The sequence below is a fragment of the Streptomyces sp. NBC_01363 genome, assembly GCF_026340595.1.
Taxonomy (GTDB): domain Bacteria; phylum Actinomycetota; class Actinomycetes; order Streptomycetales; family Streptomycetaceae; genus Streptomyces.
The window spans coordinates 24707-50437 of the sequence record NZ_JAPEPF010000001.1; the positions used below are offsets into that span (position 1 = coordinate 24707).

General features: G+C 70.6%; 15 protein-coding genes and 2 pseudogenes. 9 read left to right on the plus strand and 8 right to left on the minus strand.

The genetic code is table 11. The annotated features are described in order from the left end of the window. Positions 1-346: 346 nt before the first annotated feature. The gene (locus OG611_RS00155; protein WP_266414267.1) at positions 347-661 is read right to left on the minus strand and encodes a hypothetical protein; all 315 of its coding nucleotides are present in this window, start codon (positions 659-661) and stop codon (positions 347-349) included. Between the two features lie 129 nt (positions 662-790). On the opposite strand from OG611_RS00155, the gene OG611_RS00160 reads away from it, so the two are divergent. Together OG611_RS00160 and OG611_RS00165 are read left to right on the plus strand one after the other, a co-directional pair. Then, positions 791-1036, plus strand: coding sequence for a hypothetical protein (locus tag OG611_RS00160; RefSeq protein ID WP_266414269.1), 246 nt, complete (start codon positions 791-793; stop codon positions 1034-1036). 419 nt (positions 1037-1455) lie between these two features. Further along, the gene (locus OG611_RS00165; protein ID WP_266414271.1) at positions 1456-2175 is read left to right on the plus strand and encodes an IS6 family transposase; all 720 of its coding nucleotides are present in this window, start codon (positions 1456-1458) and stop codon (positions 2173-2175) included. 466 nt (positions 2176-2641) lie between these two features. Here the strand turns inward: OG611_RS00165 and OG611_RS00170 are convergent, their stop codons facing one another. After that, complete coding sequence (locus OG611_RS00170; protein WP_266414273.1) at positions 2642-4057, minus strand: DUF4328 domain-containing protein; 1416 nt, start codon at positions 4055-4057, stop codon at positions 2642-2644. Between the two features lie 102 nt (positions 4058-4159). Further along, on the minus strand, positions 4160-5683 hold the full coding sequence (locus tag OG611_RS00175; RefSeq protein WP_266414275.1) for a transferase: 1524 nt from the start codon (positions 5681-5683) through the stop codon (positions 4160-4162). Between OG611_RS00175 and OG611_RS00180 the strand changes: the two are divergent. Continuing rightward, positions 5661-6011: pseudogene (locus OG611_RS00180) on the plus strand (transposase); the annotation flags it as partial. The gene OG611_RS00175 and the pseudogene OG611_RS00180 sit on opposite strands and share 23 nt — an antisense overlap. A gap of 300 nt (positions 6012-6311) precedes the next feature. Here the strand turns inward: OG611_RS00180 and OG611_RS00185 are convergent. After that, a complete protein-coding gene (locus OG611_RS00185; protein ID WP_266414277.1) occupies positions 6312-6536 on the minus strand; it encodes a hypothetical protein in 225 nt (74 codons plus the stop codon). 243 nt (positions 6537-6779) lie between these two features. On the opposite strand from OG611_RS00185, the gene OG611_RS00190 reads away from it, so the two are divergent. Continuing rightward, positions 6780-9212: a helix-turn-helix domain-containing protein gene (locus tag OG611_RS00190; protein WP_266414279.1), complete on the plus strand. Its 2433-nt coding sequence runs from the start codon at positions 6780-6782 to the stop codon at positions 9210-9212. A 408-nt stretch (positions 9213-9620) separates the two neighbouring features. Here the strand turns inward: OG611_RS00190 and OG611_RS00195 are convergent, their stop codons facing one another. The 4 genes and pseudogenes from OG611_RS00195 to OG611_RS00210 form a co-directional block, all read right to left on the minus strand. Beyond that, positions 9621-10706 carry an integrase core domain-containing protein gene (locus OG611_RS00195; protein ID WP_266425385.1) on the minus strand — a complete coding sequence of 362 codons (1086 nt, stop codon included), beginning with the start codon at positions 10704-10706 and terminating at the stop codon, positions 9621-9623. A gap of 63 nt (positions 10707-10769) precedes the next feature. Then, positions 10770-11318 carry a hypothetical protein gene (locus tag OG611_RS00200; RefSeq protein ID WP_266414281.1) on the minus strand — a complete coding sequence of 183 codons (549 nt, stop codon included), beginning with the start codon at positions 11316-11318 and terminating at the stop codon, positions 10770-10772. Between the two features lie 41 nt (positions 11319-11359). Continuing rightward, complete coding sequence (locus OG611_RS00205; protein WP_266414283.1) at positions 11360-11698, minus strand: hypothetical protein; 339 nt, start codon at positions 11696-11698, stop codon at positions 11360-11362. 139 nt (positions 11699-11837) lie between these two features. Next, a pseudogene (locus OG611_RS00210) lies at positions 11838-12140 on the minus strand (integrase core domain-containing protein); the annotation flags it as partial. A 42-nt stretch (positions 12141-12182) separates the two neighbouring features. On the opposite strand from OG611_RS00210, the gene OG611_RS00215 reads away from it, so the two are divergent. The 5 genes from OG611_RS00215 (at position 12183) to OG611_RS00235 (ending at position 25728) form a co-directional block, all read left to right on the plus strand. Continuing rightward, on the plus strand, positions 12183-12587 hold the full coding sequence (locus OG611_RS00215) for a helix-turn-helix domain-containing protein (protein WP_266414285.1): 405 nt from the start codon (positions 12183-12185) through the stop codon (positions 12585-12587). A gap of 231 nt (positions 12588-12818) precedes the next feature. Next, complete coding sequence (locus OG611_RS00220; RefSeq protein ID WP_266414287.1) at positions 12819-13388, plus strand: hypothetical protein; 570 nt, start codon at positions 12819-12821, stop codon at positions 13386-13388. 573 nt (positions 13389-13961) lie between these two features. Further along, positions 13962-20888, plus strand: coding sequence for a type I polyketide synthase (locus OG611_RS00225; protein WP_266425388.1), 6927 nt, complete (start codon positions 13962-13964; stop codon positions 20886-20888). Positions 20889-20932: 44 nt separating this feature from the next. Beyond that, a complete protein-coding gene (locus OG611_RS00230) occupies positions 20933-25405 on the plus strand; it encodes a beta-ketoacyl synthase N-terminal-like domain-containing protein (protein ID WP_266425391.1) in 4473 nt (1490 codons plus the stop codon). Next, entirely contained in the window at positions 25402-25728 is a 327-nt protein-coding gene (locus OG611_RS00235; RefSeq protein ID WP_124723786.1) for an acyl carrier protein, read from the plus strand. Before OG611_RS00230 ends, OG611_RS00235 begins: the two co-directional genes overlap by 4 nt. Positions 25729-25731: the final 3 nt, after the last annotated feature.

Sequence of the window (25731 nt, forward strand, 5' to 3'; positions counted from 1 at the left end):
CTGCCACCGAATCTTGACGGACGCGAGTTACGACCTTGGGGGCAATTGAGGAGCCGAGTCATACCCTCTGATTGATCTTGCTGGCGCGATGGCAGTCGGGTGTCTCGTTGTGAGGATCGCGGTGGGTTCTCCATCGCGAGTCATGCCTGGCCACCGATGAGGGACTCTGAACGGACCGGCGACATGTGAGCCCGAGTCGGGCGGCACTCGTCTACTCGGCACCGGAGCGAGAGCGTCAGACGGACTGGCGGGAGCGGCCGGGGGGAAGCAGGGTGCTGGTCGGATGCCTGGCCGAAAAAGCCAGGTTCAGTGGTCTCGCCCTGTGGCGGGGTGTCAGCGGTTGTCGTCAGGCGCCGGGCCGGGCCATCCCGCGGAGGAGGTAGAGCATCCGGTCGGCGCGGCCGGGGGCGATGGGCAGGCGGGGGTTGCCGGTCTTCGGGGCGATGTCGCCGCGCCAGGCCAGGGTCATCTGGACAAGTTCGTGGCAACGGCCGTGTCCGGTCGAGACCGGCCACGGGATCCCGAGGTCGCGCAGGCCGGTGGAGAGGTCGGTGAGGACGTCGTTCGACCAGACGACGACGGTCTTCCCGTCCAGTGCCATGCGGATCTCCACCCCCACGGCCCCCACACCCAGATCCGCGTCTTCCCTGGCATCATCCACGGCCAGGAGGACCACGGGATCGTGCAGTCGTCGCCCTGCTGACCGGCCTGGCCAGGCCGTGACCGCCCGTGCGGGGCCGTCGTTGAGCAGGCGGAGCCCCTGCCCGCCCGCCTGCCGCTGGAGTTGCCCGTGCCGGTCCTCACGGCCCGGCCCGTGCTCGCGCGGCCCGGCCCCGCGCCCGCCGGGGACCGCGGCCCGGTCGAACGGGCCGCGGTCGACGGTGCGCTCGCCGCGGCCGGGCCCGAGACCCTGGTGCGCACCGACATCCCCCAGCCCGACGGCTCGGTGCGTCTGTACGCGGCGTGGACCGACGGCGGCAGGTCCCTGGCCAACCACATCGACCGCGTCGCGCTCGCGCGCGGGCTGGACGCCTAGACCCTCGCCAACAAAGAAGCCGAGTTCGAAGAGCTCCGCCAGCGGGTGACCCTGTTGGCTCTCGCCGGCGCTGTTCTCACCCAGAAGAAGGGCCCAGCTCCCGAGCCTTCTCCGGCCCCGAACAACGTCGTCCCCTTCCGCCCTCCGAGCCGCTGACCGCTCGACTTGCAGAGCCGCACCCGTCGCCTTGACGCTGGGGGCTGGCTCTGCGACCTCTGACGCCACCTCAGTCCAGTTCGTCCTCGATGAGCACGGTGAGCATCGCGTCCAAGTCGCTGTCGGTGGGCTCTGGGACGGCCCAGCCGTTGCTCTGCACGTGCTCGACGAACCCGGGATCGAGTGCCACGTGGGGGACTGTCACATTGACGGTCGGGCTGGGATGATCTCCGGGTTGGTGGGTCCGGGGAGGGGAGCCGATCATGCCTTCCACGGCACCGCCGTACAAAAGCCACCGGTACCCGGTGGAGGTCATCTCGCACTGCGTGTGGCTGTACTTCCGCTTCCCGCTCAGCTTCCGCGAGATCGAGGAGCTGATGCTCGAGCGCGGAGTGATCGTCTCCTACGAGACAATCCGCCGCTGGTGCCTGAAGTTCGGTCAGGCCTACGCCAACTCGTTGCGCCGGAGGTGCCCCCGGCCGGGTGACAAGTGGCATCTCGACGAGGTCTTCATCAAGATCAATGGTGAGTGGAAGTACCTGTGGCGGGCCGTGGACCAAGACGGGATGGTGCTCGACATCCTCGTGCAGGCCCGTCGTGACAAGGCCGCGGCCAGGCGCTTCTTCCGCCGGCTCCTCAAAACGACCGGGGCGGTGCCCAGGGTGATCGTCACGGACAAACTCCGTGCCTACGGCGCAGCGCACCGTGAGGTGATGCCCTCGGTGGAACATCGCTCGCACAAGGGGTTGAACAACCGGGCGGAGAACTCCCATCAGCCGACGAGGCAGCGTGAACGCGCGATGAAAGGATTCCGCAGCATCGGCGGGGCGCAGCGGTTCCTGTCCGCGTTCACCGGGATCTCACCCCACTTCCGACCCGACCGCCACCACATGACCGCCGGCCGCCACCGCCTCGAGATGACCATCCGCTTCACTATCTGGAACCACATCACCGGCAGCACCGGCCTGCCCGCCAGGGTCTGAACAACAGGCCGCCCCGGCCCCCGCTCGCCCTCAGACGATCACGCCCCCCGACAACGTGACAACGCCCTTCCAGGAGCTCACGCCAGCAACGCGCGCGTTCGATACCCCGTACGCTCACGCTATCCGCACGGCAGCTCGGGAGCTGGGCCAACGCGTTCCGTAACACGCCGAAGTCCGATCCGGCAGGTAATGTCGCCGATCAGGTCCCAGTGCCGGGATCGATGGTGAACCAACCGTCTTCCCGAACCATGTCATGTAGGCCCTGTCTCAGGGACAACTTCGCCGCCCGGCAGTGGTCAGCCGCAACGTCATCAAGGGCGCCGGGCAACCGCCGGGGCGGGCATCCTCGGGTCCGCCCCGGCATCGAAGCCATCGCAGATCTCCACGATCGTAGGGATTGAGCCTTGCCGATCCCCAGCCGGAGACCGACCTCGGCGGCCTTTGCCGGACGGCTGGCACGCTGGGTCTAAACGTCCGGGAGGCCAGAGCGCTTGAAGGGGACTTCCCCGCACAGTGCGGCGCCGCCGTCCGTAGTCCACATGCGGTCATCCCCGCAGGCATCATCGGGGGCGCCACCTGAGTACACCCTCGTGAGCCGGACGGTGTATTGGTAGTCATCGGGGATGGCAGCGTCGCATGGAGTGACGGCGTTGAAGTACATGGAGAGTTGCTCGCCGTCGACCTCGGCGAACATGCACTGGCCGACTGCGAAGTTCCGGTTCAGGCAGAGATCGGTGTCGGTGGCGTCGTCGTTGCTGTGAAACCACGTCATGTCGGAGGTACACTCCTCGTCCTGCTCGACTGATGCCACGACGAAATAGGCGTCGGTGTCAGAACAGTTGGTCGTCTCCGGCGTTGCAGGGATCCAGTCTGAGCCCGCGTCGTTGTAGTTACTCAGGCAGTCGTCGGTTTCGAGATCGCTGAATGCCATGTCCTCAGCACTGGATTCATCGGGTGCAGGTTCGTCGGGTGCGGGTTCGTCGAGGGTGGGGCTATCGGATCCGTAGCCGCCCTCGCTGCTGCTTCCCTCGCCAGTGCCGTAGTTGTCACCGGTCGTGGCCTGATCTGCGTCGTAGGTGGGCGATGGTGTGGTGCTGGAGATGGTGGACGTGCCGTTGGAATCGCTGCCCGTGTGAACCGCCCACACTGTGAGGACCACGAGAACGGCGATCGCTGCGGCTACTCCCGTGACGGTTTTCCCGTTGATGCCAGTGGGTGCGGATCCCGATGGCTGTGGTGGTAGTGCTGGTGCAGCCAAGGTCTGCCACTCGGTGATCCGCCTGATGACGAGGGTGACCAGTACGCCGGCCGCCAGGTACAGCACCGTGAGGACGGTGGACAGGATCGCGTTGGACAGCGCGTCCTGCTCGCTCTCCAGATTCGAGGCCAATCGCCATTGGATGGGCTTTATCACTGTGGCAGCAACGAACAGCGCCCACCAGGCAGCGACGAGGCCGACGGGAGCGGGCCGCCGGGGGGCGCTGGCCTGCCAGATGTCCTCCACGATCTGGTACGGGTAGAACAGGCTGGCCACCGGGATGGTCCACGCGCCGATCACCCAGCCCCGCGACCGGCGGTGTGCGGCAGCGCCGCTCATCAGTTCGGCGTTGATCCGCGCCCGCCACAACCAGACCAAGAACGCCACGCCGGCCGCGAGCAACACCAAGAGCGTCGGCCACGTCACCAGCTTGGAGACGAAGTCGTCCGCCTCCAGGTCCGCGTCCGTCGCGCCCCCGGCCAGGTAGTCCTGGATGACGAAGTACCCGCGCCAGTTGACATACGAAACCAGTATCTCGCGCACGAGCGATAGCAGGATCAGTATTGTCGCGGTGGTGGCCGCGCCTGTCAGGCGCACATGCATGCCCTGCTGTGGACTGTCCACCAATCCTCCAAGAGAGTGTGGGCTTCGACGTGACCGGGGCTGACCATGGCAGGGGTTGCGGAGCGTGTTCGTCCTCCTGCCCGGCTCCAGCTACGGGCGGTGTTACCAGAGGCCAAAGAGCTGCAGTACCCGGTACGGGATGGCCAGGGCCGTGAGCACCAGAAGCCCCTTCCCGAAAGTGGCCAGCATGCCGAGGTCGGCCCGCATGATGACGACCCGTCTGCGGACGCCCGCAGCCACCAACGCGGCCTTCATAGCGCGAGCCACGCGGTGTGCGGGCGAGATCACCAATAGGGACATCAGACCGGCTTTGATGCCTCGCGGGGCCCTTGCGCCGGGCGCGGGCTCCACCACCGGCTGCACATGCGGTGTCCACCCGGGCCCGAAGGCGATGGTGGCGGAAATCCAGGAGCTGTCAGCGGCCAACTCGTTCAGCCGGGACGGCGCCGGCAGGAGCTCGTCCAGCCGCTCGGCCACACCCGACAGCCGGCCCGGTGCCAGCAGGACCAGCTTGCGCGCGGGCTGGATGGCGAGAGCCTGCTCGACCTCCCACCACAATCCCTCACCCGGGCCCACGCTCAGCACGATGAGCTGGGACAGTTCCATCAGCTGAAGAATCGTCGGCTGCCAGTCGTCGAGCGGCAGATAGAAGCGCGCCGCGCCCAACTGTGGGAGGGGCTCCCCAGGCTTGCCCACCGCAATTACGGGGCCGAAGGCGCCCAGCAACCCCGCGAGTTGTTCCTCCCGGGAGTGGATATTGAAGTAGATCCCGTCGTCGACCTGAGCCGCGATGGAGTCATCGGCGAAGCTGCGCAGATAGAGCACGGGCTGACGAGCGTCGGCCCGCAGTGCGTGGACCGCGCTGCGGACCGAACGTGGGCGGGAGTGGCGCAGGATCAGGAAGCCGGCTCCCAGCGCGGCCAGCCCGACAGGCAGGAGGAGCACCTGCGTCGCCATCGGCATATCAAGATTCGATCGCTGGGCCATACCTGCTGCCACGAGGCCCGCCGCGAACAGCGCGTACCCGGCTCCGCTGGCCGCCAGGAACACCGGGCGGCGCCACCATGGCTGACGCGGGGCGAACCGGCCGACTATCCCGACGATCTCCGCAGCACCCGTCCGGTGGCGGTGCCGCAGCCATAGCGCCGGCACGGTGAGTACTGCTGCGGCCGCTCCCCACCACAGCGCGGCCGTGCCCGACGAGCTGAGGTCCCGGTCAAGCCGCGCCCGATCTTGCCCGATTTGCGCGACCAGGTTGCCCGCGTGCTCGCGAGCGGCGGAGACCTCGCCCTCCTCGGCGTAGCGGGCGGCGGAAGTGACCGTGGACCGGCTTTCCCTGGGCGGGGCGTTCTTCACGAACCACTCCGCTGTCGCGAGGATGTCAGCGCGAGCGGACACCTCCCCGTTGGCGTAGTGGTCCAGCGCGGTGACGAAGGCGGCACCCCGCGCCGAGGCATCGCGGAAATGGTCGCGGGACTGCAGGTTCAGGCATGCGGTGATCGCCAAGTGCAGCGCGACGTAGGCGGTGATGATCGCAGCCGCAGTGACCAGCCGGGCAGACGTCCGTGAGCGGGAGGACACCTCAGCACACTTCCTGACTTGAATCGCCCACACCGGCGGCGACATGAGCGTCTTCGGCAGCTCCGACCGCCTGGCCGGCGTCGCCGGCCTCGCCCCGGTCCCCAAGGACTCCGGACGCATCAGCGGCAACATGCGCCGACCACGCCGCTACTGTCGACGCCTGCTGCGGGTCTTCTGCATGTCCGCGATGGTCGCCGCCCGCTGCTGCCCCACGTCCAAGGCGTTCTACGACCGCAAGAGAGCCGAGGGCAAGGGCCACAGGCAGGCCATCATCGCCCTTGCATGTCGCCGCCTGAACGTCCTGTGGGCCCTCATGCGCGACGGCCGCACCTTCGAGATCACCGCGCCGCCCAGCCCCGTCGCGCTTGGCTGACACGCTCACAGCCAGTCACCAGCCGGGCTTGACAACTTCATTGGGAATCCTTTCTGATCGGTTTGTCGGTCTTGCCGGTTCATGTGGGTGTGGTACGAGGAACGAGAGCGCCCCCAGGCGGAAGCGAACGCTGCCTTCAGGCGCGGAATGTGGTCCACGAGGGCCTGAACTGAGCCGCCCTGGCTGCTGCTCGCCGACGCGGGCTCCCCAGCTGGGGCCACGCCCGTCAGGGCACCGACGCGGCCGGGGTGAAATGCTCCGTGCGGCCACGATCAGTCGGTTCTCTGTACGGGACAGCCCTTAGCGCTGGCATGACGCCGCGAGGATCAGCAGCAGGAAGAGGATTCCCAGAACCGGAAGACATCCGAGGCTGTCCGGATCCTTTCGGTTGACCTCCACGCTGCCACCCGGGGGAATTCCGGGGTGCTGCTTGGCGTAGTGCTCGATTTGCTGCTCCTCGCTCTGCGACTCGCTGAGCCAGCCCGTTTTGTAACCGCACTCACCACACCAGTGCCGGTACGCCATATCTGCTCCTCACACGCACCCATGCCGGACGGTTCGGTAAAGCACCCTCAATGCCGCCGGGTGCTCGGGCGGATCGGGCCTCGCCGCGGGCCCCGGCGTGCTGCGGTGCCGGCTGGTGAGCGAGCACCACTGATGCTGGCGTTGGTGCCTCCCCGGTGGACAGGTCACACCACCGGTCACATATGACCGGTGGTCACGGTAGGCTCCCCGCAGGCTGTACACGCAGGCAGAGAGGACGCCGAAGTGGGGGATCAGCTCGGGACGCTCTTACGTCGGCTGCGCAAGCAGTCGGGTCTGACCCAGGAACGGCTGGCGGAGCGGTCGGGGGTGAGTGTCAGCACCATCCGCAGGCTGGAGACCGGTAGCTCCAGGGACCACCGGCTGGGGACGCTGAGTCTGTTGGCGGATGCTCTGGAGATCGGCCCCGAGGAACGCAGGCAGTTGCTGGCCACGCCCGCGACAACGCAGAGCGACCCGTCTCACACACCACCGGAACCGGTCACCGTGCCCCCCGCGCGAGTCGCCGAGGCGCTTGATCCAACCGCGGCACAGCGCCAACCGCCTCCCACGCCGGATCGTGCGGCGCCGCCGATCCTCTCCGCCGCCGCCGACGAGCTGGCCATCGAGGTCAGGCGGCGTTGGCAGCGCGAGGAGGAGCATCGTCGGGTACACGATCCGTTTCCGCTGCCGGTGCGCTGGCAGGAGGCGCCCGCACTCCTGACGGACCACTCGGAGAACATTCAACGTCTCCCGCCCGGAGCGACGTCGTACGCAACGGATCTGACTGGTGACTTGGGGAGCGTGGCCGAGGTCTACCGGCGAATCTCTTCCGGACGACTGGTGGTTCTGGGCCGGGCCGGCTCGGGCAAGTCGATCCTCGCGATCAGATTCGTCCTGGACTTCCTGAAGACTCGGGCTCCTGCTGACCGGGTACCGGTGATCTTCACTCTCGGGTCCTGGGATCCTACGACCGTCGCGTTGCGGGACTGGCTGATCGATCGGCTGGTGCGCGACCATCCGCACCTGGCCCGCACAGCACCCGGCGGAGCGACGCTCGCCGCGGCACTGGTCGACGCCGACCTCGTACTGCCGGTTCTGGACGGGTTCGACGAGACCGCCGAAAGCCTGCGGAGCGCCACACTCCAAGCGCTCAACGACACTTCGCTTCCGCTTCTCCTGACCAGTCGGGCCGACGAGTTCGCCAAGGCGGTTAAGGCGGTACATGCGCCATTGGTCTGGGCCGCCGGCATTCAACTCACCGACCTCACCCGCGACAACCTCCTGGCCTACCTGCCCAGGACCGCCCGGCCGATCGCCGGCGGCGACAGCCACGGCCGGACCGGGGCGGTATGGGATTTCGTTCTGGCACAACTGAGAGCCCGGGAGGAGACCGAGGCGAGCGTGAACCTCGTCGGCGTCCTGAGCACTCCGTTGATGGTCGCCCTGGCGCGAACGATGTACAGCGAAACACCAGACCGGGACACGGCGGAACTCCTGGACACTGAACGGTTTCCTGCCGAGCGCTCACTTGAGGAACACCTGCTCGCGGGCTTCGTGCCTACGGTCTACAGGCGCGGGGTCCCCGAGCGAGCCGTTGGCCGTCGCCGGAAGCGGAACTGGGACCCGGAGCACGCCGAACGCTGGCTTGCCTACCTCGCCCACCACATGGTCCGGCTCAAGCGGCAGGACCTCGCCTGGTGGCGGATCAGCGAATCGCTGCGGCGTTCGACGCGCGTCATGATCGTCGTGGCGGTGTCCGGGCTGTGCGCTGCCGCGGCCGATGGGCTTTCGACTCTGCTCCTCCACCAGGTCACGTTCGGTCGGGCCCTCGTCCGGGCGGCCTTTACGGGATCGATCGCCGGCCTCACCGTCGGAACGGTGTACGCGATCATGATCGCGCTCGGCAACGAGATCATCGAACCGGCCCCGGTACGGCTACGGCTGCCCGGCACTGGCACCAGGCTGGGGCGCAGGACGGTCCGCACGTTCATCGCCCGCTTCGGAACCGCGCTGTTGGGTGGATTCGTGCTGGGCGTCGGGAACGGGTGGAGCCGTGCCGTCCAAGGCACGCTGTACCGCGACCTCCCGCTCCCGAACGGTGAGGTGATGGAGAGCATCCTCATCAACATGCTGGTCTTCGAGCTGATCTTCGGAGTGGGGGGTGGCCTGGTCTTCGGGCTCTTGGCGTTGTTCGAAGCGCCCCTGGACGCCGCCTCGGCGGCCACCCCCGTCAGCCTGCTGGCCTCAAATCGGGCGACAGTGAGCCGACAGGTCCTCTTCCTCGCACCGATGCTCACCCTGGTGGTCGTCTTCGGCGGGAGCCTGACCGTCCACCTGTTTCAAGGATTCCTCGAGCCATCTGCCTGGGGGGTGTCGGACGGGCTCCGCGCCGGAGCCGTCTATGGGTTCGCCGGATCACTCACGTACGCACTCCTGTTCACCGCCTGGGGACAGTGGGTGGTCTTCTCCCGTATCTGGCTGCCTCTGACCGGCAAACTGCCCTGGGACACCGATGTCTTCCTGGACGACGCCTATCGCAGGGGAGTGCTCCGACAGGTAGGCGCGGTCTATCAGTTTCGCCACATCCGGCTCCAACACCATCTCGGCCGATTGTTCCTCAGGCGGCGGGCTACGTACGCGCCGGCCAGATTTGGTCGCAAGACGCGGGTAAGTTAGAGATCGCGCGGATAGGTGCTCTGCGGCGACGAGCTTCCCGTGCCCAGGAAGCTCTGTAGAACGGGCATACGAGTGAAGAGATGAGATGTCAGGCAGGTGTCTGAGCCGGGTGTCTCCGCCCTGGTAGCGTTCACGGCATGTCTGCTGCTTCGTGTGCGGCCGCTTGCGCCGCAGTGACCAGGACGTCCTGCTAGCGGCGGGACGTTCGACTCACACACTCCTTCTGGACGTCCAGCCGCTTCGTGATCAGACCGGAGCGGCACGTTTGTGCTGCTCAGAACTTCTTCTGAGCGACGGAGCACCTGATGCTTCCAGGCATCCTTTCTTCCCGCGGGCACAGCCCGTCCCCGGCACGCGCATGGCTGATGCTGTGCGCGGTTGTGGGGCTCGAAAAGTCATCGGCGCAGGTCAAGCGGCGTACCGGTACTCGTTGATAGCACCGCCGAGGATGCGGGTGCGCAGGAGTCTTCGGCCGTCGAGGCCGTGGACGGTGGCGGGCTGCCCGGAGGCGTGAGGGGGCCGTTGATCTCGGGCCCGGTGAGGTCGATGCGTGTTGTAGTGCCGTTCGAAGTCGGCAAGGACTTGCCGGGCGTGGGCCTCATTCATGAGCAAGAGGTGGTCGAGCGCCTCGCGGCGGACGGTGCCGATCACCCGCTCGCAGTGCGCATTCATCCGAGGCGCCCGTGGCGCGCTGAGCAGCACCTCCATGTCCTCGGCTTCGAAGACGGCGTCGAAGGACTGGTCGTACTTGGCGTCGCGGTCGCGCAGCACGAAGCGCAGGGACTCCATGCGCGTGTCGAGTTGGTCGGCGAGATTGCGGGCCTGCTGCGTCGCCCAGGCCCGGGTGGGGCGGGCGGTGACGCCGGTGATGTGCAGTTGGCGGGTGCCGTGTTCCAGGAAAGCCATGGCGTACAGGCGCTTTCCGAGCATGGTGTCCACGTGGAAGAAGTCGGCCGCGATGATCCCTTGGGCTTGGGTGGTCAGGAACTCGCGCCAGCTGGGGCCGGACCGGCGTGGAGCCGGGTCGATGCCCGCGGCGTTCAGGATCCCCCAGACCGTGGACGGTGCGATCGGATGGCCCAGCCGGGCCAGTTCGCCCTGGATCCTTCGGTGCCCCCACCGGGGATTCTCGCCGGCCAGGCGCAGCACCAGCTTCCTGAGCGCGGCCACAGTCGGGGGTCGGCCGGTACGGCTGCGGCGGGCGGAGTAGTCCCACTTCTTGGCGATCAGCTTGCGGTGCCAGGCCAGCACGGTGCCGGGGGTGACGGGGAAGACGCCGGCCCAGCGGCGCCGCGGTATCAGCGAGGACAGCGCGGAGAACCAGAACCGGTCGGCCGACTCGTAGCGGACCGGGCCCTTGAGCTGACGGCGCAGGACAGTGTTCTCATGCCTCAGCACCAACAACTCGGCGTCCTTGGCAGTGTCCCGGCGCAGCAGGACAGCTGGTATGGACAGCATCGTGCGAGCAGCACGGTACAACAGCGACACGATCATCCGGACAGGGTCCCAGCCACCACCGACAACCATGGACACCGCTACTCACCTGCAGCGATGACTTTACGAGTCCCACAAGGTCGGAAGGTGTCCGTTCTGCATGAGGAAGTCCTTCACAGAGAGGGAGCTCTCAGCGCACTGGATTCCTACTCCGGTCAGTGTCAGGAGAGCCTTGAGTGAATGTGGTGCGTCGCCTTCGTGCAGGGTGGCCAAGCCTCGTTCCACCAGAAAGGCTGCCGCTACCCGCACCTCGTCAAGAGTCAAGGATTCGCCGTATACCTGCGACTGCGGCATCCCGAGGAAAGCTTCGAGCCCGATAGTGGGGCTGTAGGCAGCGCGGGAGGCTGCGGATACCAGTCCGTCGCGGGCATGTTGCTGGCGCCCTTCAGGGTCGCGCCGCAGGTGCAAGAGCCGCTGCGCCTCCAGCTCACCGGCGCGGGAGAGGCGGTAGAGGTTCCCCCTGCGGAACACGAAGTGCCGCTCCAACTGGCCCTTGCGGACCAGGTCGTTCAGATCAGCACGGAGCCTGAAGCGGGCACGGCGCCGCCATTCCTCGGGGAAATCTTCCGGGCCGGCCAGATCGCCCTGGCCCCTCGCACTACGCTCGTACATCCAGACCAGTAAATGAGCTTCCGCCCCGACTCCCGTCATAGTCAGATGCTACGGCCCCTCGCGCCCGCACGGACCGCTTCCGCGTAAGTCGGCGGCCCGCCCGTCCCGCCCCGTGAACGTGCCGCAAGCCCGCGAAACGGACCACCCATCCTGTACCGGCGTCCGGCGCCGGACTGCTGGTGCTGCTGCTCGTGCTCCTGGCGGTGCCGGTCGACCGGTCCGGCCGGGTCGGCGGCCGGGGCCGGGGTCTCCCCGTCCTCGATGGCGCGGCGGCGGGCGGCGGCCACGCGGGTGAAGGCGGCGAGCCGTTCCAGGTTCTCCGGTGTGGGCATCCACGTGGCTGGGTCGGTCGTCCGGACCTCCAGGTACTCCTCGGGCATCGCGGCCTGCTGGTGGGTGTAGATGGTCGTACGGGCCGGAGCGGATACGCGGCGCGCACATCATCTGGCGCCGCATCGGCACCCACGAAACAGGCCTGAGCAATGGCGCATGGGCCTTGACCCCGGATGTTGAACACGTCTATGCGGCTTGGGTCAGGGTAGTTGCTGCTGCTTGGACGGCGTTCTCGTAGGCAATCGGAGACCGCTGACCGAGGCGGGAATGTCGGCGCCGGGTGTTGTAGCGGGTCAGCCAGCGGAAGGCGTCGAGCCTGGCCTCACGCTCGCTCGACCAGGCTTTGCGGCCTTTGAGCGTCTCCCTCTTGAAGGCGGCGTTGAAGCTTTCCGCGGCAGCGTTGTCGGCGCTGGACCCGATCGCGCCCATGCTCTGCCGGACCCCAGCTGACCTGCAGAGTTCCGCGAAGGCCCTGCTCGAATATTGGGCGAGTTCAACCAGTCGTTGCAACACCCCAGCTCAGGGGATGCGATGGACTTCGAGATCCGGGGGAACCGGAAGCCGGGCGGAGGAAGGTTGGTGCGGGAACGCGCCGCATACTTCGAGCTCATGGAGCAGGGCTACAGCACGAGGGATGCGGCGCGAATCGTCGGGATCAACCTGCGCACCGGCAAGCGGTGGCGTAACGGCTGGCACTCGGCGGAAGTGAGCCGGCTCCTGGGATACGAGCCGGCACCGGACCCCGACAAGTCGGTCGGCCGCCCGGCGGACGGCCACCCCGAAAGCCTGGACGTCTTCGGGCTCGACGCCGTCACCGTGCGCGGCACCTACCGCTGTCCGGGCGGCCGGTGCGGGCGCCGCGCCGGTGCGGACGAGGACGGCCGCGAGCCGCGCTGCGTCATCGATGAAGCGCCAATGGTCTTCAGGTCGCTGTGAACAGCCTGCTCACGGAGGTCGGCCGGAAGCTCGCCGACCGCTGGCTCAGCGCGCTGGTGCTGCCCGACGCGTTGTTCGTGGCCGCCGCGATGTGCGGCTGGTGGCTCGGCCATCCGCACGCGCTGGACACTGGGCGTCTGGAGGACGCGGTACGCAGGCTCGGGCAGCAGCTGGCGGGTCGGCCTGCGGCTGTGCTGCTTGCGGTGGCCGGGGCGCTGCTCGGTGCGACGGGTGCCGGACTGGCCGTACAGGGGGCTGCCGCGCGCGTACGACGCGTGGGTCTCCCGCCGTCCCGCCCGGTGGGTGGCCCGGCGGCGGCGCAGGGCCCAGGGCGCGCAGGCCCGACGCGGGCACACCCTGCCGGCGCGATACCTGCCCGCGCGTGCCACTGCCATCGGCGACCGCTTCCGCCTCGTCGACCAGCGCGTCGACGCGCAATACGGCCTGGCCGTGGCCCTCGCCTGGCCACGGCTGTGGCTGCTGCTCCCCGACACTGCGACCGCCGCGATCCGTGACGCCACCACCCGCTACCGGGCGGCCACGGAAGTCACCGCGTGGGGGATGCTCTACCTGCTGCTGGGTGCCTTCTGGTGGCCGTCCGTGCTGGTCGGCCTGGTCGCGGTGGCCATCGGGCAGGTGCGGGGCCGCTCGTCGGGGGCCGTGCTCGCCGACCTCGTGGAGGCGGCGGTCGACATCCATCAGCGGCCACTGGCGGAGACCCTCGGCATCGAACTGCCGCACGGACGGATCACCCCCGACGAGGGGGCACGGATCAACGACATCCTCAACAAGCGCGGGTGAGGAATGGAGGCTGCCCTTGTGTCAGGTCAGGCGCCTCTTTCCGTACCCCTGGAAGAGCGCGCTTCCGGTCCGAGTGCGACACCAGGGGGTTCTTCGTCCCGGGCAGACGATTTCCGCAGGCATAGCCGCGCGAGTCCGCCATTCTGACTGCCGGCCGGTCGGTGGGGGCACCCATCGCTCGGTCCGAGGCGCCTCATCGGCAGCCCTCAAAATGACCGCCAGGCTCGTTCCCGGTCTGTTGTGCACCCCAATCAGCCAATCCCCAACTGACATCCGGGTAAAGGGAGTTGCAACAGCCCAGGTGAACGATGCCTCGTCGGAAAAGGATTCAGCCGTTTCCCTCCGGCCATGCCTTCCACTCGCGACCGACGGGGTCGAAAAAGACGGTTGCCGATCACTCACTCGCACCTTGACCGGTGAGTAACCACGCCACTACCTTTCAATCCGCTTCGAACACACGCTTCATATCGGCGTTCCGCGGTGGGCTTTTCCCTGCAGGAAGCCGGAGAGCCGCCGTGTCTGTTTCTGTACAGAACCCCCCACCGTGCAGTCTCACCCTTGATTCGGAGAATGATGAACTCCGCTGTGCGTTCCGAAGAAATGATCATCGGCATTACTCCGTACGGTGAGCCCGATGCCGGGCTCACCGTGGCCGTCGGCCGGGCCGGTGGTCTCGGTGTGCTCGACCTCGGGGCCGGCGACCGGAGATCCCGCGAGGCCCTCGCTCAACTGCAGCGCACGGCTTCGGGCAGGTTCGGCGTCCGGGTCGACGCGCACTGCCGGCTCACCCCGGCCGACCTGGCTCCGGACGGTCCGCACACCGTGGTTCTCGCGGTCGCAGCGGCGGCCGGGGAATCGGGCGCGGCCTGGACGATCGCCGCGCTCGCGGCGCGCTTCCGCGTCCTCGTCGAGGTCACCGACCTGGAGGGCGCACGGGATGCGTTACGCGCCGGGGCGCACGGCCTGATCGCTCGCGGCACCGAGTGCGGCGGCCGGATCGGCGAGTTGAGCACCTTCGTCCTGCTCCAGCGACTGCTCGCCGCGCCCGAGGTGACCCGGCCCGTGTGGGCGAGCGGCGGCATCGGCCCTCGAACGGCCGCCGCCGCGGTGGCCGGCGGAGCGGCCGGCGTCGTCCTCGACGGCCAACTCGCGCTGCTCGCCGAGTCGGCGTTGCCCGAACCGGTCGCCGCGGTGCTGCGCACCAGCGACGGCTCGGAAACCGTCGTCCGGGCCGGTCACCGTTTCCTGCTGCGGCGAGGCCCGGACGTCCCGCGCCTCGCGGAGGGTGCCGGACCGCAGGAGGTGGCGGCGCTTCTGGGCGGGCGGGATCTGCGTACCCAACTGCTCCCGGTGGGCCAGGACGGCTTCCTCGCCACCCTGTTCGCGGAGCGGTGGGGCGATGTGCGCCGAACGGTGCGCGCGCTGCGGGAAGCGGTGCTCGGTGCCGTCCGGGACGACACGGCAGCACGGGCGCTGCGGCCCGGATCGCCGATGAGCCTGGCGCTCGGCACCCGGCTCCCCGTCGCGCAGGGGCCGATGACAAGGGTGAGCGACGGACCCGCTTTCGCCGTGGCGGTGGCAGTCGACGGAGCACTGCCCTTCCTCGCCCTGGCGCTGGCGGACGGCACGCGGACGCGGACGATGCTGACCGAGACCCGGGACGCGGTGGCCGGCCGGCCCTGGGGCGTGGGAGTCCTCGGCTTCGCGCCGGAGGACGTGCGTACGGCCCAGCTGGAGGCCGTACGGGAGATGCGGCCGACCCACGCGATCATCGCCGGTGGGCGGCCGTCCCAGACGCAGGCCCTGGAGCAGGACGGCATCCGGACGTTTCTGCACGTGCCCTCACCGGGGTTGTTGCGGCAGTTCCTCCAGGCCGGGGCGCGCCGGTTCGTGTTCGAGGGCTCGGAGTGCGGCGGGCATGTGGGGCCGCGCGGCAGTTTCGCGCTCTGGGAGGCCCAACTGGCCGTCCTGGAGGATTTCCTGGAGAGTCACGAGGCCGCGGACCTCGAGGTGTTCTTCGCGGGCGGCGTGCACGACGAGCGGTCGGCGGCGATGGTCGCCGCTCTGGCCGCGCCGCTGACCGCGCGCGGCGCGGCCGTCGGTGTGCTGATGGGTACCGCGTATCTGTTCACCGAGGAGGCTGTTTCCCGCGGGGCGGTCCGGCCGCTCTTCCAGCAGCAGGTCCTGGAGGCCGAGCGCACCACGCTGCTGGAGTCGGCGCCGGGCCACGCGACGCGGTGCGTACCGAGCCCGTTCACCGCCGGCTACCGCGACCAGGAGGCCCGGCTGCGCGCCGAGGGCGTGCCGGACCGGCGGATCTGGGAGGAGCTGGAGAGGCTCAACGTCGGCCGGCTGCGCATCGCCAGCAAGGGCGTCGACCGATCCGCCGACGGCTGCCTCTCTCCGGTCGACGAGCGGCGCCAGCTCGCCGAGGGAATGTTCATGGCCGGCGAGGTGGCCGTGCTGCGCTCGGCGACCACGACCGTCGCGGCACTGCACGAGTCGGTGACCACGGGAGCCGCCGAGCATCTCGCCCTGCGGACGGCGCAGTCGGCCCCGGCGAACGAGGTGCGGGAGCCGGTCGCGCCCGCTCCGCTCGACGTCGCCGTGGTCGGCATGGCGTGCATGTTCCCGCAGGCGCCCGACCTGACCGCCTTCTGGGCGAATGTGGTCGCCGGAGTGGACGCGGTGAGCGAGGTCCCGCCCGAGCGCTGGGACCCGGCCGTCCACCATGGCGAGTCGACCCCCTCCAAGTGGGGCGGCTTCCTGCCCCGCATCCCCTTCGACCCGCTGCGCTACGGCATCCCGCCGACGTCTCTCGGCAGCACGGAACCGGTGCAGCTGCTGTCCCTGGAGGCCGCCCGGCGCGCTCTGGAGGACGCCGGATACGGCGACGGGGGGCGGAAGTTCGACCGCTCACGCACTTCCGTGGTGTTCGGCGCCGAGGCGGGCAGCGATCTGTCGAACGCGGCCACGCTCCGGGCGGTGCTGCCCTCGTACTACGGCCGCGTCCCCGCGGGTCTGGATGAGCAGCTCCCGGGACTCACCGAGGACTCCTTCCCCGGCATGCTCGCCAACGTCATCTCGGGCAGGATCGCCAACCGGCTCGATCTCGGCGGCGCCAACTACACCGTCGACGCCGCCTGCGCCTCGTCGCTGGCCGCGGTGGACGTCGCCTGCAAGGAGCTGGCCGGCGGCACCTCCGACGTGGTGTTGTGCGGTGGCGCCGACCTGCACAACGGAATCAACGACTATGTCCTGTTCTCCTCCGTGCACGCCCTGTCTCCCACCGGCCGCTCACGCGCCTTCGACGGCTCGGCTGACGGCATCGCGCTCGGCGAGGGCATCGCCTGCGTCGTCCTCAAGCGGCTCGCGGACGCCGAGCGGGACGGCGACCGGATCTACGGCGTCATCAAGGGCCTGGGCTCCTCCAGCGACGGCCGCTCACTCGGTCTGACCGCGCCCAGGCCCGAGGGCCAGCGCTCGGCTCTGGAGCGCGCCTATCGAAACGCCGGCGTCTCACCGGCAAAAGTCGGTCTCGTCGAGGCGCACGGCACCGGGACGGTCGTCGGCGACCGCACCGAACTGCGCATTCTCAGCGAGGTGTTCACCGAGGCCGGGGCGGAACCGGGCGGCTGCGCCCTCGGTTCGGTGAAGTCGCAGATCGGCCACACCAAGTGCGCCGCCGGTCTCGCCGGAATGATCAAAACGCTGCTGGCGCTGTACACCGGAGTCCGGCCGCCCACCTTGCACGTCGAGAATCCCAACCCGGCGTGGGAGGCGGACAGCAGCCCCTTCGCCTTCCACGCCGAGGCTCGGCCATGGGCGGCACCCGCGGAGGAACGGATCGCCGGAGTGAGCGCGTTCGGCTTCGGCGGGACCAACTTCCACGTGGTGCTGGCCGCCCACGCCGGTGGCGTACCGCCCGTGCGGGGACTGGACGCCTGGCCGGCCGAACTGTTCGTGTTCCGCGGCCGGGACGAGGCCGCGGCCCGCCGGGCGATGGAGGAACTCCTGGCAGCCGCTCAGTCCGAGGGCCGGTCGTGGCGGCTTCAGGACCTCGCGCTGAGCGCGGCCCGGCGGTCGGACACGAGCGGGGACCCGGCCCAGGTCGCCATCGTGGCGACGGACGTGGACGACCTGGCCGAGAAGGTGCGGCGGGCCCTGGCCGACCCCGTCGACCCCGCCGCGCACGCTCCGGCACGCGGCATCCACCGGGCCGGTGCCGGCGAATCGGACGGCGCCAAGGTGGCATTCCTCTTCCCCGGCCAGGGCAGCCAGCGCACCGGCATGCTCGCCGACCTGTTCGTCGCCTTCCCAGAGCTGCGCCCCTATCTGGAACTCGCCCGCGCCCACGCCGACACCCTGTATCCGCCCACCGCCTTCGACGACACCGAACGCGAGAGGCAACGGGCCGCGCTCACCGACACCCGGGTGGCACAGCCCGCCCTCGGTGTCACGGGACTCGCCGCGCACGCCGTGCTCACCGCGGCCGGCGTGCAGCCGGACATGGCCGCCGGGCACAGCTACGGCGAGCTGGTGGCACTGTGCGCGGCCGGCGCATTGACCCCCGAGACGCTGCTGGAACTGAGCGCGGAGCGAGCGGCGGCGATCCTTCGGGCTGCGCAGTCCGCCCAAGGCGACGCGGGCGACCCCGGGACCATGGCCGCGGTCTCGGCCGGCGCCGAGGACGTGGCGCAGGCACTCAAGGCGGCGTCCGTGCCGGACAGTGTGGTCGTCGCCAATCGCAACTCGCCCGGCCAGACGGTGATCTCGGGACCGACGGACGCCGTCGACGAGGCCGTCCGGCTGCTGCGCGAGGCCGGCCACGGTGCCAAGCGCATCCCCGTCGCCTGCGCGTTCCACAGCCCGCTGGTCGCCGCCGCCACCGACCGGTTCGCCGAGGCGCTCGCGGCCCGGCCGGTGCACGCGCCCGAATTCCCCGTGTGGTCCAATCGCACGGCCATCCCGTACGCCGCCGACGGTGACGCGGTACGGGCCGAGCTCGCCGCCCAGATCGGTGCCCCGGTCGCCTTCGTCGAGCAGATCGAGGCGATGTACGAGGCCGGAGCCCGCATCTTCGTCGAAGCCGGCCCCGGCTCGGTCCTGACCCGGCTGGTCGGGCAGATCCTCGGCGACCGCCCGCACCGCACGGTGGCCTGCGAACCCCGGCCGGGCAGCGGCCTGCGCGGCTGGCTCGACGCCCTGGCCGAGCTCGCCGTCGCGGGGCTGCCGGTGCGCGCCGGGTGGCTGCTGCGAGGCCGGAACGCGGTGGACGCGGCACGTACCCCGGCGCCGAAGCTTCCCGGATGGACGGTCGACGGACAACTGGTCCGCACCGCCGACGGCGCCCTCCTCACCGGTGCGCTCGCACCGGCCCGACGAGTCACGGAGACCCTGGAGACGACTGTGACGACGAATTCCCCGCACAGCGCACCGTCCGACCAGGACACGCTCATCTCCGAATTCCTGCGCACCAGCCGGGAGATGATCGCCGCCCAACGGGACGTTCTGCTCACCTACCTCGGATCCGCCCCGGGCGCGCGGCCCGTCCCGTCCCCGGCGGCCCCGCAGGTGATCCAGGCCGTGCCGCAACTTCCCCCGGCGCAGCCGTCGATGAAGGACCCGGAACGGGGCACGCCGGCCACCGCCGTGGAGCCGGCAGCCGCGCAGCCCGCCGGTCCGGCCGATGTCCAGCGGGTCGTTCTGGAAATCATCAGCGAGCGCACCGGCTACCCCGTCGACATGATCGAGCCCGACCTCGACCTGGAGGCGGACCTCAGCATCGACTCCATCAAGCGGGCGGAGATCGCGGGCGAACTGGCCCGGCGCCTGGGTGCCGGTGCCGGCACCGACCTCGCCGCGCTGAACGACGCCGCGCTGGAGGAGCTGGCGAAGGCGCGGACGGCCGCCGCGGTGACCGACTGGCTGACCGCGCGGATGGGCGGACCGGCCGAGCGGCCCGCCGCCCCGGCGGAGGCGGAGCCCGCTCCGGTGGTGGTGGAGCCCGGACCGGACGCCGTCACCGCCGAACCCCCCGGACGGCACCTCCTGCGCCCGGTCCTCCTCGACGAGCGGGCCGACGCCGGCACCGACCCGTCGTCCGTTCTCACGGGCACCCGCTGGATCCTGCTCGGCGACGCCCCCGAGGTCGCCGCCCGCCTGGCGTCCCACGGAGCCGAGGTCTCCGCACGGGCCCGGGACCACGTCCTGACGGAGACCGACGGACCGGTGGACGGCGTGCTGTGGTCAGGGGCCCTCGCGGGCACCGATGAAATGCCCTTGCTGCCCGCCTCGTTCCCTGTACTGAAGGCCGCCCTGGCACGCGCCCCGCGATGGCTGCTGGCCGTCCGGCCCGCCGACGGTGAGGTGCCCGACCCCCGGACCGCGGGGCTGCGAGGTCTGTTCCGGACCGTGGCGCGCGAGTATCCGCAGATGGTGGCCCGGATCATCGAGGTTTCCGATTCCTCGCCGTCCGCGCTCGCGGACGCCGTGGTCGCCGAGGCCGTCGCGTTGGACCGGACACCGGTCGTGCTGCGGACGGCGGCAGGCCGGCACGGGTTCGAACTGGTGGCGGCGCCGCTCGGCGTGCTCGGCAGCACGGGCGCCGGACCGGCCGGGGCGGGCACCCCGGAAGCCACCGCGCTTGGCCTGGACCAGGACTCCGTGGTGCTGCTGGCAGGAGGGGCACGAGGCATCACCGCACAGTTCGCCGCCGTGCTCGCTGGCGCCGCACGCTGCCGTCTGGAACTCCTCGGCCGCACCCCCGCCCCGGACGGTCCGGAGGCCGCGGACACCGCGTCCGCGCGTACCCCGGCCGAGCTGCGCGCCGCGCTCGCGGCCCGCGGCGGACTGAAGCCGGCCGAGATCAATCGCGCCGCCGAGCTGCTGCTCGCCCAGCGGGAGATCACGGCCACCCTGACCGAGATCACCGCCTCGGGCGGCCGGGCCCGCTACCGGTCGGTCGACTTCCGCGAGCCGGACGCGGTACTGCAGGCGGTGAAGGAGATCCATGCCGAGCACGGCCGGCTCGACGGCGTGGTGCACGCGGCCGGTGTGATCGAGGACCGGCTCATCGCAGAGAAGAGCACGGAGTCCTTCCGGCGTGTCTACGCCACGAAGGCGACGGGCGCCGACGCCCTGCTCACCGCATTGGAGGAACTGCCCGCACCGCCCGCGTTCACCGTGCTGTTCGGCTCGATATCGGCCGTCCTGGGCAATCGCGGCCAGGTGGACTACGCGGCCGCCAACGACGCGCTGGAGACCCTCGGCGCGGCGTTCGCCGCCCGCACCGGCCGGCGGGCGGTGACCGTGCACTGGGGCCCCTGGGCACCCTCGGCCGGTCACAGCGGCATGATCGGGGCCGAGCTGGCCCGGGAGTACGCCCGGCGCGGCATCCGGCTGATCGACCCGGAGGAGGGGACCGCGGCGCTGCTGCGGGAGCTCGCCTGGGGCGAGGAGTCCGCCACCGCCGTCGTCTACACCGCCTCGGGCTGGTGACGGTCGTGGTGGCGCCGCCCCGGCACGGTCCGGGCACGCAGGCCGTGGCCGCACGACAGGTGCCGGTGGCCATCGTCGGGATGGCGGTGCTGCTGCCCGGCGCCGCGGACCTGGACGCCTACTGGCGCAACCTGCGCGACGGCGTGGACGCGATCGGCGCGGTACCGGACGGGCGTTGGGACGCCGAGTACTACCACCCGGGCACCGCCTCCGACCCGGCCGTCGCGAACCAGGTCTACGCCCGCCGCGGCGGGTTCGTGGACGGACTCGCGCAGGTGGAGGTCACCCGGTTCGGGATCATGCCGAACTCGGTGGCCGGTACCGAGCCCGACCAGCTCATCGCCCTGCACGTGGCTTCGGCCGCCCTCGACGACGCGGGCGGCACGGACCGCCTCCCCGACCGAGGGCGGGTCGGCGTCGTTCTGGGCAGGGGCGGCTATCTCACGCCCGGCCTGGTCCGGCTCGACCAGCGGGTCCGTACGGCCGGCCAACTGGTCCGCACACTGGCGGAGCTGCTCCCGGACCTGACGGGTGACCAACTCGCGGGAGTGCGCCAGGCATTCACCGAGCGTCTCGGTCCGGACAGCCCCGAGTCCGCGATCGGCCTGGTGCCCAACCTCGCCGCCTCCCGGGTCGCCAACCGGCTCGATCTGCGCGGGCCCGCGTACACGGTGGACGCCGCCTGCGCCTCCTCACTGGTCGCCGTGGACCAGGCCGTGGGCGAACTCGCCTCCGGGCGGTGCGACGTGATGCTCGCCGGCGGCGTCCACCACTGCCACGACATCACGCTGTGGAGCGTCTTCTCCCAGCTGCGCGCACTCTCTCCCAGCCAGCGCATCCGGCCCTTCCACCGGGACGCCGACGGCATCCTGATCGGTGAGGGGACGGGCGTTGTCGTCCTCAAGCGGCTGGCCGACGCCGAGCGCGCCGGAGACCGGATCTACGCGGTGGTCCGGGGCACCGGAGTGGCCAGCGACGGACGAGCGGCCGGACTCATGAACCCCGAGCCCGGTGGACAGGCGCACGCAGTGCGGCAGGCATGGCGGGCGGCCGGACTCGACCCCGCCGAGCCGGGCTCGGTCGGCCTGCTGGAGGCGCACGGCACCGCGACACCGGCAGGTGACAGTGCCGAACTCGCCACGCTCGCCGATGTGTTCGGACCCGGAGACGGTGACGCGGTGCTGGGATCGGTCAAGTCGATGATCGGGCATGCCATGCCGGCCGCCGGGGTCGCCGGTCTGGTCAAGGCCGCACTCGCCGTCCACCACCGGACACTCCTTCCGACACTCCATTGCGACGACCCGCACCCCGCCCTGGCCCGCACCCGGTTCCGCACCCTGGAGAAGGCCGCCGACTGGGAGACCACCGCGCGCAGCCCCGTGCGCCGGGCCGCCGTCAACGCGTTCGGCTTCGGCGGGATCAACGCGCATGTGGTGCTGGAGGAGGCCCCGGACGGGCACGGGTCCCGCGCGAGCGCACCGGCCCGCCCGGTCGTCGAGGTCGACGAGCCCGAGCATGTCCTGCTCCTCGCCGCCGAATCCCCGGCGCACCTCGCCGCCCTGCTGGACGCCGACGACGACACCGTACGGGCGGCCGGTCTCGCCCCCGGCCACCCGCACCCCGAGGCGGGCCCCGCCCGCCTCGGCATCGTCGGACCGACCGCCAAACGGCTCGCCCTGGCACGCCGCGCGGTCGCCCGGCAGCGGGGCTGGCACGGACGCGGTGACGTCTGGTTCCGGCCGGGCCCCCTCCTGGGTGCCGGCCACGGCCGACTGGCATTCCTGTTCCCGGGCCTGGAGGGCGATTTCACCCCGCAGGTCGACGACGTGGCCGCCCATTTCGGTCTGCGTGCCCCCGCAGTCGACGGAGACCGGACCGACGACGTGGGCCGGCACGGTTTCGGCGTGGTCGCCGTCGGCCGCCTCCTCGACGCGGCGCTGCGCCGCAGCGGGATCGTGCCGGACGCGGTCGCCGGACACAGCGTCGGCGAGTGGACGGCCATGGCCGCGGCCGGGCTGTATTCCGGGGACGAGGTCGACGCGTTCATGGCCGCCTTCGACCCCGACTCGGTGACTGTCCCCGGTCTCGCCTTCGGCGCGATCGGCACCAGCGCCGAGCACGTTCTGGCCGCCCTGCGCGACGAGGGCGGGAGCCGGGCGGGCCTGGTCCTCTCCCACGACAACGCGCCCGGTCAGTCGATGGTGTGCGGTCCGCAGGCGGCGGTGGAGGACTTCGTACGGGCGCGTCGCGCCCAGGGCGTTCTCAGCCAGGTCCTGCCGTTCCAATCGGGCTTCCACACGCCGATGCTGCGCCCCCATGTCGGACCGATGGAGGAGGCCGCCCGCCGCTTCCGGCTGCATCCGCCGCACACCCCGCTCTGGTCGGGCACGACCGCCGCACCGTTCCCCGAGGACGAGACGGGGATCCGGGCTCTCTTCGTCCGGCATCTGCTGGAACCCGTACGGTTCCGCCAGCTGACAGAGGCCCTGAACGCGGCCGGTCACCGGGTGTTCGTCCAGGTCGGCCCCGGTCAGCTCGGCTCCCTGGTGAGCGACACCCTGGGCGGTCGCGACCACCTGGTGGTCGCCGCCAACTCGCCCCACCGCACCGGCCTCGCCCAGTTGCGCCGGGTGGCCACCGCGCTGTGGACGGCGGGTTCGGCGGTGGCGCCCTCCCTGCAACCCGCCGAGACGGCGACCACATCTCAACGGCCGCCGGTACGACTGGACTTGAGCGGCGCTCTGGTGTCCCTCTCGCCCCAACGGCTCCCCGGGCTGCGGGCCGGGCTGCGGGCGCCCGCGCGGGCGCCGGTCCCGGCCGGCCCGTCGCCGCTGGACTCCCTCGCCGAGAGCTCCCCGGTGGCCGCCGAACTGAGCGCCCTGCTGAGCGAGACCGCGGACACGGCCGCCGCCCTCATGTCCGCGAGGACGGGGACGCCTGCGCCGGCTCCGTCCGCCGGGCCGCGGCACACCACCGTCCACGTCTCGCCCGACACCATGCCCTACCTTCTGGACCACTGCTTCTTCCCCCAACGGCCCGGCTGGCCCGAAGTCGCCGACCGGTGGCCGGTCGTCCCGGCCACGACGATCGTGCAGCACATCGTGGACGCCGCGCAGGAGACGTTCCCCGGCGGGCTGCCGGTCGCCGTGCACGGCGCGCGGTTCGACGAGTGGCTCACCGCCACCCCGGCAGTCGACGTGCCCGTGACCGTGACGCCGAAGGATCCGGGGCTTCTCGCCGTCTCCTTCGGCCCGCGGGCCCGCGCCACCGTGGAGCTCGTCGGCGCGTACCCCACTCCGCCCCCCGCCCCATGGGTCACCGATCCCGGAGCCGAGCACGCCCCCGACCACACGGCTGCCCAGCTCTACGCCGAGCGCTGGATGTTCCACGGCCCGGCGTTCCAGGGCGTCAGCGAACTCACGGCGATCGGCGACCGCCATGTGCGCGGACGTCTCACCACCCCTTCCGCGCCCGGCGCGCTGCTGGACAACGTCGGCCAGCTACTCGGCTACTGGATCATGGCGACCCGTTCCGAGCGCACCGTCGTGTTCCCGGTCGGGATGCGGGAGATGCGGTTCTACGGGCCGCATCCGGCGCCGGGCACAGAGGTGGAATGCCTGGTGCGCGTCACCTCGCTCACCGATGCCCTTCTGGAGGCCGACGTACAGCTGAGGGCCGGGGGCACCGTGTGGGCGGAGCTGTACGGCTGGCAGGACCGCCGCTTCGACAACGACCCGCAGACCCGGCCCGTCGAGCGCTTCCCGGATCGCAACACCCTGTCCGAGCCGCGCCCCGGCGGCTGGCGGCTGCTGCACGAGAGGTGGCCGGACCTGGCGTCCCGGGAGCTGATCATGCGCAACTCCCTGGGCGGTGCGGAGCGCGCGGAGTACGCCCGCCACGCGCCACGAGGGCGCCGACAGTGGCTGCTGGGGCGCATCGCAGTGAAGGACGCGGTGCGGCAGTGGCTGTGGGACCACGGCGAGGGCCCCGTCTTCCCGGCGGAACTGCGGGTGCACAACGACGAGACGGGCCGTCCGTACGTCTCCGGCGTGCACGGACGGCCCCTGCCCCCGCTGGACGTCTCGCTGGCCCACTGCGCGGAGGCAGCTGTCGCGATCGTCCGACCGCACCGGACCGGCCCCGGCATCGACATCGAGGAGGTCACCGACCGCACCCCGCAGGCCCTCGCCGCCGCCCTCGGCGGGGACGAGCTGCGGCTGCTGCACCGCCTGTCGGCCGACACCGGCGAGAGCGAGGCCGTGTGGTTCACCCGTTTCTGGGCCGCCAAGGAGTCCGTCGCCAAGGCGGAGGGCACCGGATTCGGCGGCCGGCCGCGGGACTTCACCGTGTTCGACGCGACCCCGGCGGGCGACCGGCTGGCCGTCGCGGGCCGCCTGCAACGCACCTACACCGTGCACTGCGTACCGGCCACCAACCCGCCCCGGCTGCCGGAGCGCGCGTACGCAGTCGCATGGACGACGGGAAACCCGACCGCTAAGGAGTACGACGCCCGATGAATGCGCCCACCCCCCACACCCCTGTCACCGCCGACGAGGAGTCCGTACTTGCCGACCTCACCGGCATGCTGGCGCGGCTCCTGGAGGACGAGTACGGCCTCGACGACATCGAGATCGGCATGAGGACCACCTTCAACCGTGATCTGGAGCTGGAGAGCATCGACCTCGTCACTCTGGCCGGGCTGCTCCAGGAGCGGTACGGAGACCGGGTCAACTTCGCGGAGTTCCTGGCCGGTATGGAGTTCGACGAGATCATCGAACTGACCGTCGGACGGCTGGTCGAGTACGTCGTCACCAGTCTCAAGGCGGGGGAGGCGAGCTGAGCC

Excerpts from the sequence above, each read along its gene's own strand:
- OG611_RS00200 (WP_266414281.1), bottom strand. The coding sequence starts at position 11,318 with ATGTACGAGCGTAGTGCGAGGGGCCAGGGCGATCTGGCCGGCCCGGAA.
- OG611_RS00235 (WP_124723786.1), top strand. The coding sequence starts at position 25,402 with ATGAATGCGCCCACCCCCCACACCCCTGTCACCGCCGACGAGGAGTCC.
- OG611_RS00175 (WP_266414275.1), bottom strand. The coding sequence starts at position 5,683 with ATGTCGCCGCCGGTGTGGGCGATTCAAGTCAGGAAGTGTGCTGAGGTG.
- OG611_RS00215 (WP_266414285.1), top strand. The coding sequence starts at position 12,183 with ATGGACTTCGAGATCCGGGGGAACCGGAAGCCGGGCGGAGGAAGGTTG.
- OG611_RS00185 (WP_266414277.1), bottom strand. The coding sequence starts at position 6,536 with ATGGCGTACCGGCACTGGTGTGGTGAGTGCGGTTACAAAACGGGCTGG.
- OG611_RS00195 (WP_266425385.1), bottom strand. The coding sequence starts at position 10,706 with ATGATCGTGTCGCTGTTGTACCGTGCTGCTCGCACGATGCTGTCCATA.
- OG611_RS00165 (WP_266414271.1), top strand. The coding sequence starts at position 1,456 with ATGCCTTCCACGGCACCGCCGTACAAAAGCCACCGGTACCCGGTGGAG.
- OG611_RS00225 (WP_266425388.1), top strand. The coding sequence starts at position 13,962 with ATGAACTCCGCTGTGCGTTCCGAAGAAATGATCATCGGCATTACTCCG.
- OG611_RS00205 (WP_266414283.1), bottom strand. The coding sequence starts at position 11,698 with ATGCCCGAGGAGTACCTGGAGGTCCGGACGACCGACCCAGCCACGTGG.